Genomic DNA, 18420 nt, shown 5'->3' with positions numbered 1-18420 from the left:
CATTTCGATCAAAAAGCCACGAATGGGCATGGTAAATATCGATGAAACCAATGGTTCAGAAATGCGCCGTCAATTTTTCTGGACGAGGGCCCGAGAGGCCCGTTCCAGAGACGTTGCGCTGCGGAGGGGGGATCGCTTCGGCGGGGGAATGGAGCGACGCTATCGCGCGGATGCAGGCAGGCTATCGCCAGGGGGATTCGGTGGTATTTCAATCACTTCGGTACTGTGTTAAATAAATCGCACATTTCACAACCGAGCCTCTCATCCATCAGGAACCATGAGCTAATGCCACTTCGCATCTGCATTCTCGAAACCGACATGCTCCGCCCCGAACTGGTCGACCAATACAAGGGTTACGGCCTGATGTTCGAGCAGCTGTTCGCCAAACAGCCCATCGCTGCGGAGTTCAGTGTCTACAACGTGGTGCAGGGGCATTACCCGCCTGAAGGGGAGAAGTTCGATGCGTACCTGGTGACCGGCAGCAAGGCCGACTCCTTCGGCACCGACCCCTGGATCCTCAAGCTGAAGACCTTCCTGCTGGAGCGTTACGAGGCGGGTGACAAGTTGCTGGGCGTGTGTTTCGGCCATCAGTTGCTGGCACTGCTGCTGGGCGGCCGTACCGAGCGCGCCGCCCAGGGCTGGGGCGTGGGCACCCACAGCTATCAGCTCAAGCAGAAACCGGAATGGATGTCCCCGGCCCTGGACGAGCTCACCCTTTTGATCAGCCACCAGGATCAAGTGACCCAGCTGCCGCAGAACGCCACCTTGCTCGCCTCCAGCGATTTCTGTCCCAACGCCGCCTACGCCATCGGTGACCAGGTGCTGTGCTTCCAGGGGCACCCGGAGTTCGTCCATGACTACTCCCGAGCGCTGCTGGAGCTGCGTCAGGACTTTCTCGGTGAAGCGGTGTACAGCCAGGGCGTGAGCAGCCTGGACCGCGATCACCAGGGCGCCGCCGTGGCCGAGTGGATGATGCGTTTCGTGGCCAGCGACCGCGCCGCTTGACGTCCGGCCGCGATGCAAGGAGCCCGCCTTCGCCAGGCGGGCTTTTTGTTGGAACTACAGCCAGCCGTAGTACTTGAAACTGGCGTACAGGCCCGTGCAGCCGGTGGCCACCAGGCCGAGTACGCCAAAGTACCCGTAATGCCAGGTGAGCTCGGGCATGTACTGGAAATTCATGCCGTAGATGCCCGCCACGGCTGTCGGAAAGGCCAGGATCGCCGCCCAGGCCGCGAACTTGCGTTGCACCACGCTCTGCCGCGATGACTCCAGCAACAGGCCGATCTCGATGGCGTGGTCGGCCATTTCCCGCAGCCCCGTCAGGTCCTCCAGCAGGCGTTTGACGTGAATGGCGATGTCGCGGAAGTAGGGGCGCATCTGCTTGTCGATGAAGGGGAAATCCAGGCGCTGCAGCTCCTCGCAGATTTCCCCCATGGGCCCGATGTAGCGGCGCAGGCGCAGCAGGTCGCGGCGCAGGCAGTGGATGCGCTCGACATCGGACTGGCTGAGCGGTCGCTCCAGCACGTGCTGTTCGATCTCTTCCAGCTCCGCATGGAAGCGGTCCATGAGCGGGCGGTAATTCTCCAGCACGAAGCTGAGCAGCGCATAGAGCACGAAATCCTCGCCATGCTCGAGCAGCAGCGGCCGCGCCTCGCAGCGCTGGCGCACCCTGGAGTAAGGGGCGGATTCGCCGTAGCGGGCGCTGATGATGTAGCCCTTGCCGGTGAACAGCTGGGTCTCGATGAATTGCAGCTCGCCGTTCTCCTCGATGGGCGAGTAGACCACCAGGAACAGCGCATCGCCGAAGGTTTCCAGTTTCGGCCGGGTATGGCGGGTGAGGGCATCCTCCAATGCCAGTTCGTGCAGATCGAACTGCCGCTGCAGGTTGCTCAGCTCCTCGGCGCCGGGATCATGCAGGCCGATCCAGACGAAATGTCCCGGTTTGCTGGCCCATTGCAGGCCCTCGTCCAATGTGATGTCGGTGACTTTCCTGCCCTTGGCGTATACGGCGGCGGCAACGACTCTACCCATGGCTCAGTTGGTCCTTGATCAGTTGGTCATGTGCATGACGCGGAGAGTATCGCGGTTGCTTCGCGGCGTCTTGGGGGCACCGCCCGCCGGGATGGCGGCGGACAGAAGAAAGCCCCGCGAGGCGGGGCTTTCTGGTGACGCTCTGGTCAGGCCAGGTGTTGCTTGTCCAGTTCGATGGCGGCGTCCAGGGTTTCCAGGAGCGCCTTGCGGACCTTCAGCTTGGTGTTGCGGTGGGCGGTCATGTTGATCTTCTTCAACTGCGTCGCGGCGCCTCGGGCGGCTTCCAGCAACTGCTCCTGCGGCACGACCTTGTCCAGGAATCCGGCATCCAGCGCAGCCTGCGGATCGAACATCTCGCCATTGATCACCGAGCGGTGGAAGGCTGAGCGACGCAGACGATCGCGGGCCAGCTCGATGCCGACGTGGTGCATGGTCATGCCGATCTGCACTTCGTTGAGGCCAATGCTGAACGGGCCTTCCACACCAATGCGGTAGTCCGCCGACAGCAGGATGAAGGCCCCCTTGGCCACTGCATGACCCGGGCAGGCGACGATGATGGGGTAGGGATGGGCCAGCATCCGACGCGCCAGGGTCGAACCCGCCGCGACCAGCGCGATGGCGTTCTGCGGGCCGGACGTCATCACCTTCAGGTCATAGCCACCGGAGAGGATGCCTGGCTGACCGGTGATGATGACGATGGCGCGATCCTGCTCGGCGCGGTCCAGCGCGGCATTGAAGGCGGCGATCACGTCCGGGGAGATGGCGTTCACCTTGCCGTTGCAGAGGGTCAGGGTCGCGATGCCGTCTTCGAGTTGGTAGGAGATCAGCTCACTCATGGCAGGTTCCTTGTTGAGAAGTGGGCTGACGTTAGCGAGCGCTATCGTGGAGGTAAAGCACTGAGACTGACCGCCCGGTCAGCCAATCCGTGGAGGTGACTCTATATAGAAAGGCCACAGCGGCGAAAAGTACACTTGCGCCAGTTCAGACCCCTTGACAGTGAAGTGGAAAATGGTCTGTAGGCTATCGCTCCCGTAACCGCATGAAAATTATGAAAAAAGTGCTTGCATACCGGAAAGCTCTCCCCTAAAGTACGCGCACCTCGACGAGCACAGCGTCGAAGAGGTTCCGGTGAGGTGTCCGAGCGGTTGAAGGAGCACGCCTGGAAAGTGTGTATACGGGAAACCGTATCGAGGGTTCGAATCCCTCCCTCACCGCCACTTTCCGAATAGATAAGCCCCTGATTTCTAACGAGATCAGGGGCTTTTTCTTTGTCTGCGGAAAATCGGGTGTCGAAAAAGTGTCGAAAGTGCTTCTCGCTGCTTCCGGGGTCCCCGCCGTCACGTCGTGTATAGTGAGCTCATTGCAGCTCAGGCTGCGTTCGCAGGAGAGGGAAGCTGTCATGGCTGGCCGCGCAGAAAATCATAACGGTGGAAGGGGCTTGGTCTCTCGTGACAAGCGGACTGGCCGTTTCGTGCGCGTCATCGCGAAGAAGAAGACAGTGAAACCTCAGCCTTCGCCGATCGCGCACCTCTCTGATAGCGAGTCGCGTGAATTGTCAGATGTCTTCGTTGAGCTACTGACCTCGCGATAAGGCTCCTGGTCAAGGATGACGAGGCCAAGGATAGATCGCTCCCCCGTCTTTGAAGCTGCCTGGGCAAGATCAGACCAGCGACTTCGCTCCTTCCTGGACTCCCTCGTCGATGCATTCGCTGTCTACATTCAGCGGGGCGGTCACAATCATTTCGGCCGTGACGCACCTCTGGATTGGCCCTCCAGTGCGCGCGCAGCGGCGCTCAAGCACATCCACATCATCCCGTCCTGGTCAGAATCCGCGTTTCTTTAAAGGCTGGAAGCAGAAAGAACCGTTTCGGCGTTCCTCTGACCGAATGCTTGTCTATGTGAAGGACGATCGAGGCAACTACTGCCTTCTCGCCTATCTGCATGACGATGCTCACACACTGCTCAACAAGGCATCCCTGGTTGGTCATCTGGCCGACCTGGCGGAAGAGTGGTTCCGAGAGAACGATTCGTTCCCAATGCGCGGAGTGACCCTCTTTCAAAGACAGCTCGTCCTGGAAAAGAATGACCAGCTGATTGGGCTTTGTACGAAAGGAATCAATTGAATGCGAAAGGGATCATTCCTGTTTGATGCTGGCGTGGCGCTGGTTTGCCTACTCCCTCCCACCTTGCTTTATGTAGTAGGCGCCGTAGTTGTCATGCGCATTATTCACAAGGGTCTGGTTGGTTACGGTTTCTTCTCCGCCGCAGTGATCTTGGCGGGGATTGGATTGGCGACCATGTGGTGGCTCGCCTTCAACTACCGGACCAGGACGCTCGCCAGCCTTCCTCTGCTGGTAAAACTTGGTTTGGTTTCAGGGCTTGCTGGTTTTGCGATGTTGCTCTGGCACTTCATCAGCGTAGGGCTTCTGGTCGTGATTATGACTTTGCCGTTACTCCTGCTGATAGGTTACTGCCGGAGCATGTGGAAGCCAGCGGGTTGAATTGCAGGGCATCTAGTAAGTGATCTGGCGACAAATGCGCATAACGCATCGTCATGGCCAGCGACGTATGCCCGAGGATCTTCTGCAGCGTCAGGATGTTCCCGCCGTTCATGATGAAGTGAGATGCAAAGGTGTGCCTCAGGATGTGGCTGGCCTGGCCCTGGGGCACCTTGATCTCCGTTGCGCGCAGCACACGTCGGAATGTCTCCATGCAATGCGTAAAGCGCCCGTGATGGGCCAGATGGGCCTTCAGTGCTTCCTCCAGCTCGGCGCTGATAGGAACGGTCCGCGTGCGTTTTGACTTGGTGTTGGCAAAGGTGACGGTGCCATTGCGTACCAGGGCCGGATCAAGACCTTCCACCTCGCCCCAGCGTGCTCCAGTTGCAAGGCAGACCCGGGCAATCATCGGCGGGTGAGGGGAGCTGTCTCGCGCGTCCAGGGCGGTCAGCAATACGTTGATGTCCTCCAGGCTCAGGAATGACAGGGCGCGCTCCTGGAGCTTGACTGGCCGGACTCGTTCCAAGGGATTTCGGTACTCGATCTCGCCTAGCTGGTACAGCTCGTTGAATACCGCTTTCAAGTAGCCCAGGCGGTTATTAAGCGTCTTCCCGGCTACGCCTTTTGCCATCTGCGCCCGGCGTAGTTCATTGACCTGGTTGCCGGTCAGTTCCCGGCCGACTGGATCTCGTAGCGCTTTGGCAAGGACCAGCAGTATTTCCTTGCGACGTACCCCATCCGACAGCGTGTGGCCGTGCAGGTCGAACCATTTATCAACCAACTCGGTGAGCCGGCGCTTGTCCTTGGGTTTGGGGTTCCATTCGGCGTCCTGGACGAGTCGCTGCCGAACCAGAGACTCGAAACGGACGGCTTCCGCCTTGGTCTTGAAGCGTCGGCGAAAGCGCTTCCCCTTGATAGGCTCTGGACTGTCTCTGCCTGTCGAGTCGCGGCCGCCGAACACGGCGAAAATGGGGATGACAAGGGGATGAACCCCTTGGTGTAGAGGGATGGGGGTCCAGGGGGAACGTCCCCCTGGTCGTTACTTGTGGCCGTTGTAGTAGCTGCTGCGTTCCCGCAGATCCCTGGCAATCAGCTCATCGGAAAACAGCGGCGCCGCCTTCTCGACTCGCTTCACCAGCCGCCGCTGCCGGGCCTCGCCCTTGCGTCAGGCACTCCCGTGCCGAACGGTTTCCGATTGCCGGGAGTCGAGGCTCACGCGGTCGCCCTGCGGCTGGTACCGTTTCCATGCATCGAGAATCGTGGGAGGAATCGGAGCACCTGGGCGGGTGTGTCTCGCCAGCAGCTCGCGGGGGCATGGGCATGGCCTGCGCGGCAAGCACCACTGGAGCGAGTAGCTCCACATCAGTGGCGCTGCGCGCTGGGCCATGGTGCCTCCTATGCCTGAGTTTCGTGGCTGGTGAGGATCGCCGGCAGCCAGCTCGTCCCTTCGACCAAGCGACCCGCCTCGCTGGCGAGGTCGCCTTTCTTCAGGGCGGACAGGCGAGCCACTTCGGCCGGGGCGACGACCTGCATGGCCTCCAGGGAAAGACCCTTCGGTACCTGCGCGAAGTATCTTTCTGCGGTTGGCTTCCACCAGTTCCGCATGTCGAGGCTCAGCGTGCTGGCCAGCACATCAGCGGCGCTGTCGCCCTTGGTGCCCTTGTCGCTCACCACATCGACGCCCGTACCGGCGCACACGGCAAACAGTGCGGCCAAGTCTTCCAGGGACAGTTCCAGCAGCGCCGCGAACAGCTCCTTCGGATCGGCGGGCAGGCGCTCCCGCCAGTGCGTGATCAGCTCTTCCATTGCCTGCAGGGCAAGGCCCCCTTTCAGGTCGTCGGCCAACTCGGTCAGTCCGCCGTGCGAGGTCAGACTGACACCAATCGGCAGCTTGAAATTGAAGTAATACTCGCCGTGCAGAACCCGCAGCCTTGGTGCGAGCTCAAGCGCTGATGGATGCGGCTCAGGAAAAGCTGAAACGACGCCGGTTTTCTCGACAGAATCGACCAGAGGCGCAGGTTTAATGCGGCAGCAGATCGATCGGTCAGTTCTGTCGCTTCGACTTCTACTGTGCACTCAGTCCTGGACGAACCTGAAACGAGCGCCATAGGCATTGCCCGGCAAATGGTCGGCGCCGTCACGACGCAGTCGTGAACGCAAGGTGCCGCTTTGCGCAGCCGTGCGGTACAGCCCACGCTTTTGCAGCTCCGGCACGATCAGCTCGGCGAAATCGGTGAGCGTGCCGGGGCTGATCAGTGGGTTGAGCATGTAGCCGGTGGTGCCGGAGATCCGCGCGTGCTCTTCGATCTTCTCCGCGACCTGGGCCGGTGTGCCGACCAGAATCAGATCGGTACCGCGGGTGACCCTGGCGAAGCGTTGGCGCACCTCGCCTGCGGTCAGCGGCTTGCCGCTGCCGCCGGGGCGCATGACGTAGGAGGTCATGCCTTCGGTGTGGGTGGTCAGTGGCTCGTTGTCGGCGTAGCGGTCGATGTCGATGCCGGTATCGCCGGCATAGCTGACCAGTTGAGCCTGCAGGTGATAGTTGCTCTGCAACTGATCGTATTTCTGCTGCGCCTCGATGGCCGTGGGCGCGGTGACGACCCGCAGTACGGTGAGGGATTTCACGTCATCGGCGGCACGGCCGTTGGCCACGGCCTGGCGGGCGATGTCGTCGAGCCCGGCGCGGATCTCCAGCGGGTCGGACTTGGCGGTGAAGATCAGCTCGGCGTGCTTGGCGGCGAACTGCCGTCCCCGCCCCGACCAGCCCGCCTGGATCAGCAGCGGGCTGCGTTGCGGCGAGGGTGCGGCCAGGTGCGGCCCGGCCACCCGGTAGTGGGCGCCTTCGTGGTTGATCGGTCGAACCCGCTCGCCACGGGCGTAAAGCTGCCTTGCCTTGTCAGCCACCACGGCATCATTGGCCCAGCTGCCTTCCCAGAGCTTGTAGACCACGTCCATGAACTCTTCGGCGCGTTCGTAACGGTCATCGTGGCGAATCATCCGATCCAGGCCAAAGTTACGCGCAGCGCTGGTCAGGTAGGAGGTGACAATGTTCCAGCCGATACGACCGCCGGTCAGGTGATCCAGCGTGCTGAAGCGACGTGCGTGGCTGAACGGGTGTTCGTAGGTGGTGCTGACCGTCGCACCGAAGGCGAGGTGATCGGTCAGCGCCGCCAGTGCCGGGATGTGCAGCAGCGGGTCATTGGCCGGCGCCTCGACGGCCCATTTCAGGGCGGCATCATGGTTGCCGCCATGCACGTCGTAGAAACCCAGCACTTCGGCGAAGAAGAACAGGTCGAGGTTGGCCTGCTCGGCGATGCGCGCCTGGTTCGACCAGAATTTCAGGGTGTTGATGCCCAGGCGCTCGTCGGCCGGATGCGTCCACAGGCTGGGCGCGCCGCCGCAGCCGACGCTGGCTTGTTCGTAGAGGCCAAAGAGCAGGGGAGTTGGATCGGACATGGACTTTCTCTATTGATCAATTGGGGGGCTGGCCGGCACCGAAGGCGCAAGGCCAGGTCTGAAGGCTAGCGCCGCTCCTGGAAACCCTTGCCGTAGTGCCGCTCCAGCCGTGCCTGGATCAGTTCCAGGCCGATCGACAGCAGCCAGTAGATGACCGCGGCGGCGGTCAGCAGCTCGATGTAGCGGTACGACGAGCGCCCATAGGACTGGGCCAGGAACATGATTTCCCAGACGCCCATCACCGATACCAGCGAGGAGTCCTTGAGCATGGAGATGAACTGGTTGGTGGTGGGCGGCAGGATGGTGCGCATGGCCTGCGGCAGGACGATGCGCCAGAAGATCACGCCGCGCCGCATGCCCAGTGCCAGCGCGGCCTCGCGCTGGCCGTGGGCGACACCCAGGATGCCGGCGCGGAAGATCTCGCTCAGGTAGGCGCCGTAGTTCAGCGACAGAGCCAGGATGCCGGCCGTGATCGCTCCAGGCACCAGCCCTATCTGCGGCAGCCCCAGGTAGATCAGCAGGATCTGGATCAGCAGCGGTGTGCCACGAAAGAACGAGGCGTAGAAGGTCGCGATACCAAAGGCCACGGCGCTGGAGGACAGGCGCGCCAGCGCGGCGATAAAGCCCAGCAGTACCGATACGATGATCGAGCAGACGCTGAGAAACAGGGTCAGTGCGGCGCCCTGGAGGAAACCGTTCGGCCCCAGGTCGATGCCCACCAGGTTTGGCCACTTGTCCGCGATCACCGAGAACTTCAGGTCGAAGGTCAGGAAGAATGCGACGCACAGCGCCAGTAACGCGGCCCAGGTCAGGTACAGGCGTACGCGAAAACCGAAGAGGCGTGGCAGCGCTGACAGCATGCCCGCCGCGAGGCGCGGCAGGCGGGGTGGTTGAGGGAAGGCGGTCATTGGCTGATATCGGTGCCGATCCATTTCTGCGAGATCTTCGCCAGGGTGCCGTCCTGCTTGAGTGCTGCGAATATCTCGACCAACTTGGCGTCCCACTCCGGATCACCCTTCTCGGTGGCCACGGCATTGGGTTCGCCATACAGCACCTCGCCGGTCACCTTGAAGCGCGGGTCGGCGGCGATGCGTTCCCTGGCGGTCACCAGGTTGGTGACCATGGCGTCCAGGCGAACGCCAGCGCCGAGGGCGAGATCCTGGAAGGCGACGGTCTCGTTGTCGTAGGGCGCGATCTGCACCTGGTCGAAGGGGTAGTCGATCTTCCGATCTTCGGCACCTTCGATCACCAGGTCCTTGCGCAGGTAGCTCTCGTAGGTGGAGGCGGTGATCACGCCCACTTTCCTGCCGTCCAGATCCTTGCCGCTTTGGATACGTTCGTCCGCTGCATTGACCACGATGACGGCAGGCGAGGCGTAGTAGTTGAGCGGGAAGTTGAAGACCTCGGCACGCGCCTGGCTCGGCGTCATGGAGCAGATGCACAGGTCATAGCGACCGCCCCAGCGGCCGGCGGCTATCACGTCCCAGGACGGCGTTTCCAGGCGCAGCTTGACGCCCAGGCGGTCGGCTACGGCCTTGGCGATGTCCACGTCGAAGCCGTCCAGCTGATTCTGCTCATTGAGAAAGGAGAAGGGCGGGTAGTTTTCCATCAATACGCCCACCACTTCGCCGCGCTGCTGCACGCGGTCGAGAATGGGGCCGGCAAGGGCGCTGGAGCAGGTGGTGATCAAGGCAAGGCCCAGGGTGAGCAGACTAGGTTTTTTCATTGCATCTCCGATGCGTGTTTCGAGTGGGGTGAGGAATCAGGTGCGGTGGTTGAGGCGTTTGGCCAGGCGGTCGCCGCTGAACTGGATCAGGCTGACCAGCACCACCAGGGCGACGATCACCGTGAGCATCACCTGGCTGTCGAAGCGCTGGTAACCGTAGCGGTAGGCCAGGTCGCCGAGCCCGCCCGCGCCGATGGCACCGGCCATGGCCGAGGAATTGATCATGGTCACCAGTGTGATGGTGAAGCCGCCGACGATGCCCGGCAGGGCCTCGGGCAGCAGCACGTGCCAGACGATGTGCCAGCGCCGGCAGCCCATGGCCTGGGCGGCTTCGATCAGGCCGTGGTCGACTTCACGCAGACTGACTTCGGCAATGCGAGCGAAGAACGGCGTGGCCGCGATGGTCAGTGGCACCACCGCAGCCCAGACGCCATAGGTGGTGCCGACAACCAGGCGGGTGAAGGGAATGAGCGCAACCATCAGGATCAAGAACGGGATCGAGCGGAACAGGTTGACGATGGCGCCGAGTACCTCGTTCAGCCGTGGCGCCTCGAAGATGCCGCCTTTGCTGCTGGTGACCAGGAACACTGCCAGCGGAATGCCGGCCAGCAGTGCGAGCAGCGACGATACGCCGACCATAAGCAGGGTATCGAGCAGGCCCTGCCACAGACGTTCAAGCAGCAGCGACATAGCCCAGTACCTCCAGGTGATCGGCCAGCGATCGTGCGTTGTCGAGCAGGGTGTGGTGGGGGAGCGGCGAGTGGCCGACGGCGAGGATCAGATGGCCCACCCCATGGTCCTGGATCTGCTCGAGGCTGGCGTCGAGCAGCGTCACCTGTCCACCCAGGGCCGCACCGATGGCGGGCAGGTCAGGCTCCAGGCCGCTGCCGGTGAAGTGCAGGCGCACTATCAGGTCGTCAGCGGCGCTTTCGCGTTCGCTGCGCAGACGTTCTTGCAGGCGCGCCGGCAGGGCATGCTGCAGCGGCGCGAGCAGGGTACGCGTCACCTCATGGCGCGGGGCGCCGAATACCCGCCACACCGGGCCTTGCTCGACCACCTCACCCCGCTCCAGCACCACCACGCGGTCGCAGATCTCGCGGATCACCGCCATCTCGTGGGTGATCAGGACCACGGTGAGACCCAGGCGCTGGTTGATCTCGCGCAGCAGGCCGAGTATCGACTGGGTGGTTTCCGGGTCCAGCGCGCTGGTGGCCTCGTCGCACAGCAATATCTGCGGATCGTGTACCAGGGCGCGGGCGATGCCCACGCGCTGTTTCTGCCCGCCGGAAAGCTGCGCCGGGTAGGCCCCGTGCTTGTCCTGCAGGCCGACCAGTTCGAGCAGTTCGCGCACCTTGCGCTGGCGTGCTTCGCGCGGCACGCCAGCGACCTTCAGCGGCAGCTCGACGTTCTGCCACACGGTCTTGGCCGACATCAGGTTGAAGTGCTGGAAGATCATGCCGATACGCCGGCGCAGCGCAACCAGCTGATCCTCGTCGTAGCGGGCGATGTCGATGCCGTCGATCAGCACACGGCCGCTGCTGGGCTGCTCCAGACGGTTGATGGTGCGCAGCAGCGAGGACTTGCCCGCGCCGCTGCGCCCAATGATGCCGAACACTTCGCCACGCTGGATCGCCAGGTCGATATCGCGCAATGCCTGCACTGGGCCGCTGGCGCCGTCGTAGACCTTGCCCAGGTTGTCGAAGCGCAGGTGCGCCTCGACGGCCTGGCTGGCCTGTGCGGCCTGTTGCAGATGTGGGTCGAAGCCGCTCATGTCAGCTTTCCCAGCCTGGCTGGTATAGCTTGCCGTGGGCCTTGTCCAGGGCGGCGCGCACAGCCGGCGAATGCTGGTAGATGTCGATGAACTTGAGCAGGCGGGCGTCCTTGGCCTTCGCCGGCTGAGCGACGAACTGGATGATGTACTCGGGGTTGTCCAGGCCGTCGAACAGCAGCGCCGACTCCGGGTCGTGGGTGCCGGCCAGGCGGATGTAGTGCGGGTAGCCCTGGGCCAGGTCCACTTCATCCAGGGCGCGTACCAGTTGCACGGCTTCCAGTTCGATGATGCGGATGTTCTTCGGGTTGGCGGTGATGTCGTCGAGGGTGGCCTTGTAGCCGACATCCGGCTTGAGCTCGATGAGCCCGGCCTTGCGCAGCAGTTGCAGGCCGCGTCCACCATTGATCGGGTCGTTGGCGATGGCCACCTTGGCGCCGTCCGGCAGGGTGGAGAAGTCCTTGTGCTTCTTCGAGTACAGGCCGACGTTGTTGAGCACCCCGCGCGCCACCGGCACCAGGTCGTAGCCGCCTTCCTTCTTGGCGTTCTCCAGGAAGGGAATGTGCTGGAAGTAGTTAACGTCGATGTCGCCGTTGGCCAGGCTGACATTGGGCGCGATCCAGTCGGTGAACTCCACCAGCTCCACGTCCAGCCCCTGGGCCTTGGCTTCGGCTACCGCCACTTCCAGAGGCGGGGCGAAGGCGGCGGTGGTACCCAGCTTGAGTGGCTCGTCCGCCTGGGCCAGACCGCCGGCCAGCAGCAGGCCGAAAGCGGCGGCGCGCAGGGTGAAGCTTCTGAGAGATTTACGCATGGCGGGATTCCTTTTCTTCAGTCTGTAGATTCGCTTGCCGCCAGTGGGCGGCCGGGTGGGGTGCGGCCAGTCGCGGGCCCTGGCCGAACAGCTTGTGGCGCAGGGCGCCATCGGCGTAGGCGGTCTTGTAGCGGCCGCGCTGCTGCAGCTCGGGGATCACCAGGTCGATGAAGTCGATGTAGCTCTCCGGGGTGACGGTGCGGGTGAGGTTGAAGCCATCCAGGCCGGTCTCGTCGATCCAGGCCAGCAACTGATCGGCCACCTGGCTGGGCGAGCCGACCGCCTGCGGATAGCGGCCGCCTAGGGCGTGCTGCTCCAGCAGGCGGCGCTTGGTCCACCCGCTGAAGCCCTTCACCACCGACTCGATAGCGTTGGTCTTGCGCTCGACGATGGGCTCGTCCAGGCCAAAGGCGGCCAGGTCGATACCGGTGGAGGCGGAGAAGTGCGCGATACCGGCCTCTGGGCTGGCGTGACGCCGATACTCGGCGAGCTTGTCGAGGGCCTCGGCTTCGGTCGGCGCGACTATCGCGTTGATGCCCATGAATACCTTGATCGCGTCCGCCGGGCGTCCGGCGGCCACGGCCGCGGCGCGCACCTTGTCGACCTGGGCGCGCACCGCTTCCTTGTTCTGCCCGCCGATGAACACGCACTCCGCGTGGTTGCCGGCGAACTTCAGGCCGCGCGCCGAGGAACCGGCCTGGAACAGCAGTGGCGTGCGCTGCGGCGAGGGCTGGCTGAGGTGATACCCCTCCACCCGGTAGAACTCGCCGTGGTGGCGGATCGGATGGACCTTGTCCGGCCGGGCATAGATACGCCGGCCACGGTCAGCCAACACCGCATCGTCTTCCCAGCTGCCTTCCCAGAGCTTGTAGAGCACCTCCAGGTATTCGTCGGCCTGGTCGTAGCGGCGGTCGTGCGTCTCCTGTTCGCCGTGGCCCATGGCGCGGGCGGCACTCTCCAGGTAGCCGGTGACGATGTTCCAGCCGACCCGCCCACCGGTGAGGTGGTCCAGCGTGCTCATGCGCCGGGCGAAGGTGAAGGGCGCCTCGTAGCTCAGGTTGGCGGTGACGCCGAAGCCCAGGTGCGAGGTGACGCCGGCCATGGCCGAGACCAGCAGCAGCGGGTCGTTGACCGGCAGCTGGATGCTCTCGCGCAGGGTCAGCTCGACGCCGCCCTGGTAGACGTCGTAGACGCCGAGGATGTCGGCCAGGAACAGCCCGTCGAACAGCCCGCGTTCCAGCAGGCGGGCGAGGTCGGTCCAGTAGTCCAGGCGGTTGAAGTCCACCGAGCGGTCGCGCGGGTGGGTCCACAGGCCGTGGTTGATATGGCCGACGCAGTTCATGTTGAAGGCATTGAGCAGCAGTTGCTTGGCCATCAGATGGTTCCCCGGCGCGGTGGCAGGCGGTCGTTCAGGTAGTAGTCGCCGATGGCGTGGTACTTCCAGCGCACCGGGTCGTGCAGGGTGTGGGTGCGGGCGTTGCGCCAGTGGCGGTCGAGGCCGAACTCGGCCAGCGTCGCGCGGCTGCCGGACAGCTCCAGCAGCTTGCTGCCGAGCAGCAGCGAGGTCTCGGTGCTGATCGCGCGAGCCTCGGCGACTGCGATGGAGGCAGCGGCCACGCTGTGTTCGTCCGGTGCCAACTGGGCGCGGTCGACGAACTCGCCGGCGCGTTCCAGTAGTGCTTCGGTGGCGGCCAGGCGCACGCGCAATTTCCCGATCTCCTGCTGGGTCAGCGGGTCATCGCTGGCCTTGTCGACGCCGGAGTCGATCCACGGACGTGACTTGTTCCTCACGAACTGCAGCAGGTCCTCGTAGGCGCCTCGGGCGATGCCGGTGTCGATGGCCGCATGCAGCAACTGGGCGAAGGGGCCGACGGTGGTCGGCCGGTCGAACGCGCTCTGGAACGGCACCACGTCGTCGGCTGCCACCGGCACGCTGTCGAACAGCACACTGCCGCTGCCGGTGGTGCGCTGTCCGAAGCCGCTCCAGTCGTCGATCAGCTGCAGGCCTTTGGCCTCGCGCGGGACGAAGGCGAGGAAGCCGACGCCATGCTCGTCCACGGCCAGAGTGGGGATGCGCTGGGCGAACAGCGCGCCGGTGCAGTAGAACTTGCGCCCGTCGATGCGGTAGCCGTCGTCGGTGCGGGTCAGGCGGGTGTTGCGGTCCAGCGCGGTCCTGGTGCCCAGCTCGGCCAGGGCGTTGCCGAAGCGTTTGCCGGCCAGGACCTCGGCGTACAGGCGACGCTGCTGCGCCTCGCTGCCGTTCACCCGCAGCACTTCCAGTGCGTAGAAGTGGTTCTGCGGAATCTGCCCGAGCGAGCCGTCGGCCTGGGCGATGCGGGCGATCACTTTGGTCAGGGTGACGCTGGCAAGACCAGGGCCGCCGAAGGCCTTGGGCACGGTGATGCCCCACAGGCCGGAGCGGGAGAAGTTTTCGAGTTCGGCGTGCGGCAGGCGGCGCTCGCGGTCGCGCTCAGCGGCCTCACGGGCGAAGGAGTCGGCCAGGCCTTCGGCCACGGCCAGCGCCTCGGCGGCGTCGCGTAGCAGCGGCGCGCCGGTGTTGAGGAGTGCGTTCATGGCTCAGATCCAGGAATGGCGGTTGGGGCGGCTGCCATTGAGGTGCCAGGCACCGATGGCGTGGTACTTCCAGCGCACCGGGTCGTGCAGGGTGTGGGTGCGGGCGTTGCGCCAGTGGCGGTCGAGGCCGAACTCGGCCAGCGTCGCGCGGCTGCCGGACACCTCCAGCAGCTTTTCGCTGGCGGCCAGCGATATCTCGGTGGTCAGCGCCTTGGCCTCGGCCACGGCAATGGAGGCGCGGGCGGCGCCATCGGCGTCGATGGGGGCGGCGGCGACTTCATCCAGCACGCGGCCTGCCTTGTGCAGCAGCGCCTCGGCGGCATGCAGCTCGATCTGCAGGCGGCCGACATCGGCTATCACATAGGGATCGTCGCCTGCCCGATCGACCTTGGCGTCGATCCACGGCCGCGCCTTGTCGCGTACGAAGGCGATGGCGTCACGCAGAGCGGCATCGGCGATGCCCAGGTCAATGGCGGCCTGGATCAGCTGGGAGAAGGCGCCCTGGATGCTCGGTTGCTCGGCCAGCGGCCAGAGCGGGATCAGGTTATCGGCATCCACCTCCACCTCGTTGAGCATCACGGTGCCACTGGCGGTGGTGCGCTGGCCGAAACCGGACCAGTCGTTGACGACGCGCAGGCCGGGGCGGCCGCGCTGGATGAAGGCCAGCCAGGGGCGTCCGTCTTCGTCCAGAGCCTTGGCGGCGATCCAATGGGCGAACAGGGCACCGGTGGAATAGAACTTCTCGCCGCTGAAGAGCCGACGGCCGTCGCGCTGCACCAGGCGCGCCTGGATGTCCTGGGTGTGCTTGCTGCCGCGCTCGGGGCCGCCGTTGCCGATGCGCCAGCCGGCCAGCACGCTGGCGAACAGGCGGCGTTGCTGCTCGGGGCTGGCGAAGGCGCGCAGCAGGCCGATGAGACCGAACTGGTTCTGTGGGATCTGTCCCAGAGCCGGGTCGGCGGCGGAGATGATGCGGAACACTTCGGCGATGGTGACGTGGGGTAGCTGCGGGCCGCCAAATTCGCGCGGGACAGCGATGCTGCCGAGGCCACTGATGGTGAAGCGCTCCACCAGATCCCAGGGGAGGCGGCGCTCGCGGTCACGCACTATGGCTTCGGCGTTGGCGATGCGGGCCAGTTCGTGGGCTGCTTGCAGGGCTTCGGCGTCGCTGCTGAGAACGGCGGCGGGGAGCAGGGCGGGGGCGATGTCCTGGTCGGATGAACCCAGAGCTTCGCGAGCGGTGTAACTGTCCTCAAGGGTAATCGGACTGATCATGCAAACCTCATCTTGTGGATGCGCCAGCAACGGGCACCGGGATGAGGGCGCAACGGAGCGGCGTGAAGAAAGTGCGGTGCTCCGGTGGTCCGGTCGTTTATACCGTATCGGTTTTAAATCTATTATTTAAATACGATTATGGAATATGCATGTGCCTGGAAGTTGTTTGAGGGAACGGCTTTCGGCTGGGCAGAACATGAGGGTTCGGCAGCGGCTCATTCGCTCTCGGAAGCGTTCAGGAAGGCCGTCAGACCACCCTCGATCGAGGCGACGTTGGCGTAGCCAAGGCGCTGTAGTTCGTCGGCGGCCAGGGCGCCGCGGTTGCCGCCACGGCAGTAGCAGAGGATCGGCGCCTGTTTGTCCGGCTGCAGCCGGGCGATCTGCTTGGCCAGCTCTTCGGCAGGAAGGTTGTAGGCGCCCTCGATATGGCCCTCGGCATACTCCTCGCCACTGCGCACATCCAGCAGCAGGCCGCCCTGTGTGATGCGCTGGCGTGCCTCCTCGGGCACTAGCTGCCGGATGCGTGTCTTGGCCTCGGTGGCGCGGCGCAGGAAGTCTTCATCGTGATGGGCCATTGACGTATTCCTTAGTGTGGGCGGTCACCGAGAATGGTTGCGCGGTGCATGACCCGCCGCGCCGGGCGGTAGTCGTCCACGGCATAGTGCTGGGTGATGCGGTTGTCCCAGAAGGCCAGGTCGTTCTCCTGCCAACGCCAGCGGATGGTGAATTCCGGGCGGGTGCTGTGGGCGAAGAGGAAGCGCAGCAGGGCGTCGCTTTCGGCCGGCTCCAGCTCGTTGATTCGCGTGGTGAAGCCCTCGTTGACGAACAGTCCCCTGCGTCCGGTAACGGGATGCGTGCGCACCACCGGGTGGCTTACCGGCGGGTGCTGGCGCTGCACCTCGTGGTAGCGCTCCAGCGCCTCGGGGGTGTTGCCGAAGCGTTCCAGCGGAAACGAACGGGTGAAGTCGTGGCTGGCGGTGAGGCCGTCGAGCAAGCGCTGCAGCGGCTTTGAGAGCGCCTCGAAAGCCGCGCTGCTACTTGCCCACAGGGTATCGCCGCCATACGCCGGCAGCTGCTTGGAGGCCAGCACAGCGCCGAGGGCCGGCGTTTCGAGGAAGGTCACGTCGGTGTGCCAGATGGCGTTGTCACGTACGTCAGTGACGGCCGTATCGAGCACCAGCACTTCCGGCTGCTCGGGAATGTTCGGGTAGATCGGATGGATATGCAGCTCGCCGAAGCGAGCAGCAAAAGCCGCCTGTTGGGACGGCTCGATTGGCTGGGCGCGAAAGAACAGCACCTGATGGTCGAGGAGGGCGCGTTCGATGGCCCGCTGGTCGGCGTCGGCCAGCGGCTGGCGCAGGTCGATGCCGCCGACGATGGCGCCCAGGGCCGTGCTCAGCGGAGTGACGTGGAGGCTCATGACTATTTCTTCCGAATCAGTGGGCCTGGCCATGCCAGGGCACCAGTTTGCGTTGCAGGGCGCGCAGGCCCAGTTCCAGGGCGAAGGCGATCACCGCGATCAGGAGGATGCCGAGGATGACCACGTCGGTGACCAGGAATTGCGCTGCCGCCTGCACCATGAAGCCGAGGCCGCGCTGGGCGGCGATCAGCTCGGCAGCTACCAGCGTCGACCAGCCGACACCGAGGCCGATGCGGATCCCGGTGAGGATGTCCGGCAGGGCGCTGGGCAGGATCACGTGCCGCACCAGTTGCGCCGGAGTGGCGCCGAGGGCCTGGGCGGCGCGCAGCTTGGCCGGGTCTGCGCTGCGCACGCCGGTGGCTGTGGCGATGACGATGGGGGCGAAGATTGCCAGGTAGATCAGCAGGACCTTGGACAGTTCGCCAATGCCGCACCAGATGACGATCAGCGGCAAGTACGCAAGCGGCGGTATCGGCCGGTAGAACTCGATCAGCGGATCCACCAGACCGCGTACCCGGTGGCTGCGCCCGATGGCGATGCCAAGCGGAATGGCGGTCAGCACGGCAATCAGCAGCGCCAGGCCGATGCGCCCGAGGCTTGCGCCCAGGTGCTGCCACAGGCTGGCGTCCAGGTAACCGTCGGCCAGCAGCTTCCATCCACGCGCCAGCACGGCCTGCGGGCTGGGCAGGAACAGGGGCTCGATCAGCCCGGCGGCGGTCACCGCCCACCAGGTACAGAGCAGCGTGCCGATGCTGAGCAGACCAAGGGCCAGCAGGTTGGGCTCGCGACGCGGCACGCGCTTGGCCTGCTGCTCGGCATCGCTTCTGGAGTCGACATACTCGTAGCTGCTCATTCGATTTTCCT

17 protein-coding genes, 1 tRNA gene and 2 pseudogenes are annotated in these 18420 nt (G+C 64.3%); 4 read left to right on the top strand and 16 right to left on the bottom strand.

Annotated elements, in window-relative coordinates; genetic code table 11:
- Positions 1-285 precede the first annotated feature (285 nt).
- Positions 286-1005 (top strand): amidotransferase, encoded by a 720-nt coding sequence (locus tag KF707C_RS16745; protein WP_004422025.1) that lies wholly within the window; start codon positions 286-288, stop codon positions 1003-1005.
- Between the two features lie 54 nt (positions 1006-1059).
- Here the strand turns inward: KF707C_RS16745 and KF707C_RS16740 are convergent, their stop codons facing one another.
- Positions 1060-2031 carry a magnesium and cobalt transport protein CorA gene (locus KF707C_RS16740; protein WP_004422022.1) on the bottom strand — a complete coding sequence of 324 codons (972 nt, stop codon included), beginning with the start codon at positions 2029-2031 and terminating at the stop codon, positions 1060-1062.
- Positions 2032-2177: 146 nt separating this feature from the next.
- A complete protein-coding gene (locus KF707C_RS16735; protein WP_004422020.1) occupies positions 2178-2867 on the bottom strand; it encodes a crotonase/enoyl-CoA hydratase family protein in 690 nt (229 codons plus the stop codon).
- A 291-nt stretch (positions 2868-3158) separates the two neighbouring features.
- Between KF707C_RS16735 and KF707C_RS16730 the strand changes: the two genes are divergently transcribed.
- The 3 genes from KF707C_RS16730 (at position 3159) to KF707C_RS29125 (ending at position 4532) form a co-directional block, all read left to right on the top strand.
- A tRNA-Ser gene (locus tag KF707C_RS16730) sits at positions 3159-3248 on the top strand.
- Between the two features lie 483 nt (positions 3249-3731).
- Positions 3732-4154, top strand: a complete 423-nt coding sequence (locus KF707C_RS29130) for a type II toxin-antitoxin system YafO family toxin (protein ID WP_108703079.1) — start codon at positions 3732-3734, stop codon at positions 4152-4154.
- The gene (locus tag KF707C_RS29125; RefSeq protein WP_131679693.1) at positions 4155-4532 is read left to right on the top strand and encodes a hypothetical protein; all 378 of its coding nucleotides are present in this window, start codon (positions 4155-4157) and stop codon (positions 4530-4532) included.
- Here KF707C_RS29125 and KF707C_RS16720 read toward each other — a convergent pair.
- The 14 genes and pseudogenes from KF707C_RS16720 to tauC all read right to left on the bottom strand — a co-directional run.
- Positions 4468-5490 carry a phage integrase gene (locus KF707C_RS16720; RefSeq protein WP_004422018.1) on the bottom strand — a complete coding sequence of 341 codons (1023 nt, stop codon included), beginning with the start codon at positions 5488-5490 and terminating at the stop codon, positions 4468-4470. The two genes, KF707C_RS29125 and KF707C_RS16720, sit on opposite strands and share 65 nt — an antisense overlap.
- 434 nt (positions 5491-5924) lie before the next feature.
- Complete coding sequence (locus tag KF707C_RS16715; RefSeq protein ID WP_131679692.1) at positions 5925-6605, bottom strand: DEAD/DEAH box helicase family protein; 681 nt, start codon at positions 6603-6605, stop codon at positions 5925-5927.
- The gene (locus KF707C_RS16710; RefSeq protein ID WP_004422014.1) at positions 6606-7985 is read right to left on the bottom strand and encodes an LLM class flavin-dependent oxidoreductase; all 1380 of its coding nucleotides are present in this window, start codon (positions 7983-7985) and stop codon (positions 6606-6608) included.
- Between the two features lie 65 nt (positions 7986-8050).
- The gene (locus KF707C_RS16705) at positions 8051-8893 is read right to left on the bottom strand and encodes an amino acid ABC transporter permease (protein ID WP_036993530.1); all 843 of its coding nucleotides are present in this window, start codon (positions 8891-8893) and stop codon (positions 8051-8053) included.
- The gene (locus KF707C_RS16700) at positions 8890-9711 is read right to left on the bottom strand and encodes a transporter substrate-binding domain-containing protein (protein WP_004422010.1); all 822 of its coding nucleotides are present in this window, start codon (positions 9709-9711) and stop codon (positions 8890-8892) included. The genes KF707C_RS16705 and KF707C_RS16700 overlap by 4 nt, the downstream gene beginning before the upstream one ends.
- A gap of 36 nt (positions 9712-9747) precedes the next feature.
- Positions 9748-10401: a methionine ABC transporter permease gene (locus tag KF707C_RS16695; protein WP_004422008.1), complete on the bottom strand. Its 654-nt coding sequence runs from the start codon at positions 10399-10401 to the stop codon at positions 9748-9750.
- Positions 10385-11425, bottom strand: a pseudogene (locus tag KF707C_RS16690) (methionine ABC transporter ATP-binding protein); the annotation flags it as partial. The gene KF707C_RS16695 and the pseudogene KF707C_RS16690, both read right to left, overlap by 17 nt.
- A gap of 58 nt (positions 11426-11483) precedes the next feature.
- Positions 11484-12290 carry a MetQ/NlpA family ABC transporter substrate-binding protein gene (locus KF707C_RS16685; RefSeq protein WP_003454570.1) on the bottom strand — a complete coding sequence of 269 codons (807 nt, stop codon included), beginning with the start codon at positions 12288-12290 and terminating at the stop codon, positions 11484-11486.
- Positions 12283-13665 (bottom strand): LLM class flavin-dependent oxidoreductase, encoded by a 1383-nt coding sequence (locus KF707C_RS16680; RefSeq protein WP_003454569.1) that lies wholly within the window; start codon positions 13663-13665, stop codon positions 12283-12285. The genes KF707C_RS16685 and KF707C_RS16680 overlap by 8 nt, the downstream gene beginning before the upstream one ends.
- On the bottom strand, positions 13665-14864 hold the full coding sequence (locus KF707C_RS16675; RefSeq protein WP_003454567.1) for an SfnB family sulfur acquisition oxidoreductase: 1200 nt from the start codon (positions 14862-14864) through the stop codon (positions 13665-13667). Before KF707C_RS16675 ends, KF707C_RS16680 begins: the two co-directional genes overlap by 1 nt.
- Positions 14865-14867: 3 nt before the next feature.
- Positions 14868-16136, bottom strand: a complete 1269-nt coding sequence (locus KF707C_RS16670) for an SfnB family sulfur acquisition oxidoreductase (RefSeq protein WP_003454566.1) — start codon at positions 16134-16136, stop codon at positions 14868-14870.
- Between the two features lie 215 nt (positions 16137-16351).
- Entirely contained in the window at positions 16352-16711 is a 360-nt protein-coding gene (locus tag KF707C_RS16665; RefSeq protein ID WP_003454562.1) for a rhodanese-like domain-containing protein, read from the bottom strand.
- Positions 16712-16722: 11 nt separating this feature from the next.
- The gene (gene tauD / locus KF707C_RS16660; RefSeq protein WP_003454556.1) at positions 16723-17556 is read right to left on the bottom strand and encodes a taurine dioxygenase; all 834 of its coding nucleotides are present in this window, start codon (positions 17554-17556) and stop codon (positions 16723-16725) included.
- Positions 17557-17590: 34 nt separating this feature from the next.
- Positions 17591-18409: pseudogene (gene tauC, locus KF707C_RS16655) on the bottom strand (taurine ABC transporter permease TauC); the annotation flags it as partial.
- Positions 18410-18420: the final 11 nt, after the last annotated feature.

Source organism: Pseudomonas furukawaii (assembly GCF_002355475.1).
GTDB classification, from domain to species: domain Bacteria; phylum Pseudomonadota; class Gammaproteobacteria; order Pseudomonadales; family Pseudomonadaceae; genus Metapseudomonas; species Metapseudomonas furukawaii.
This window is presented reverse-complemented; position numbering and strand designations above follow the sequence as displayed.

Excerpts from the sequence above, each read along its gene's own strand:
- KF707C_RS16675 (WP_003454567.1), bottom strand. The coding sequence starts at position 14,864 with ATGAACGCACTCCTCAACACCGGCGCGCCGCTGCTACGCGACGCCGCC.
- KF707C_RS16735 (WP_004422020.1), bottom strand. The coding sequence starts at position 2,867 with ATGAGTGAGCTGATCTCCTACCAACTCGAAGACGGCATCGCGACCCTG.
- tauD (WP_003454556.1), bottom strand. The coding sequence starts at position 17,556 with ATGAGCCTCCACGTCACTCCGCTGAGCACGGCCCTGGGCGCCATCGTC.
- KF707C_RS16695 (WP_004422008.1), bottom strand. The coding sequence starts at position 10,401 with ATGTCGCTGCTGCTTGAACGTCTGTGGCAGGGCCTGCTCGATACCCTG.
- KF707C_RS16710 (WP_004422014.1), bottom strand. The coding sequence starts at position 7,985 with ATGTCCGATCCAACTCCCCTGCTCTTTGGCCTCTACGAACAAGCCAGC.
- KF707C_RS16745 (WP_004422025.1), top strand. The coding sequence starts at position 286 with ATGCCACTTCGCATCTGCATTCTCGAAACCGACATGCTCCGCCCCGAA.
- KF707C_RS29125 (WP_131679693.1), top strand. The coding sequence starts at position 4,155 with ATGCGAAAGGGATCATTCCTGTTTGATGCTGGCGTGGCGCTGGTTTGC.
- KF707C_RS29130 (WP_108703079.1), top strand. The coding sequence starts at position 3,732 with ATGCATTCGCTGTCTACATTCAGCGGGGCGGTCACAATCATTTCGGCC.
- KF707C_RS16665 (WP_003454562.1), bottom strand. The coding sequence starts at position 16,711 with ATGGCCCATCACGATGAAGACTTCCTGCGCCGCGCCACCGAGGCCAAG.
- KF707C_RS16680 (WP_003454569.1), bottom strand. The coding sequence starts at position 13,665 with ATGGCCAAGCAACTGCTGCTCAATGCCTTCAACATGAACTGCGTCGGC.
- KF707C_RS16740 (WP_004422022.1), bottom strand. The coding sequence starts at position 2,031 with ATGGGTAGAGTCGTTGCCGCCGCCGTATACGCCAAGGGCAGGAAAGTC.
- KF707C_RS16670 (WP_003454566.1), bottom strand. The coding sequence starts at position 16,136 with ATGATCAGTCCGATTACCCTTGAGGACAGTTACACCGCTCGCGAAGCT.
- KF707C_RS16700 (WP_004422010.1), bottom strand. The coding sequence starts at position 9,711 with ATGAAAAAACCTAGTCTGCTCACCCTGGGCCTTGCCTTGATCACCACC.
- KF707C_RS16685 (WP_003454570.1), bottom strand. The coding sequence starts at position 12,290 with ATGCGTAAATCTCTCAGAAGCTTCACCCTGCGCGCCGCCGCTTTCGGC.
- KF707C_RS16705 (WP_036993530.1), bottom strand. The coding sequence starts at position 8,893 with ATGACCGCCTTCCCTCAACCACCCCGCCTGCCGCGCCTCGCGGCGGGC.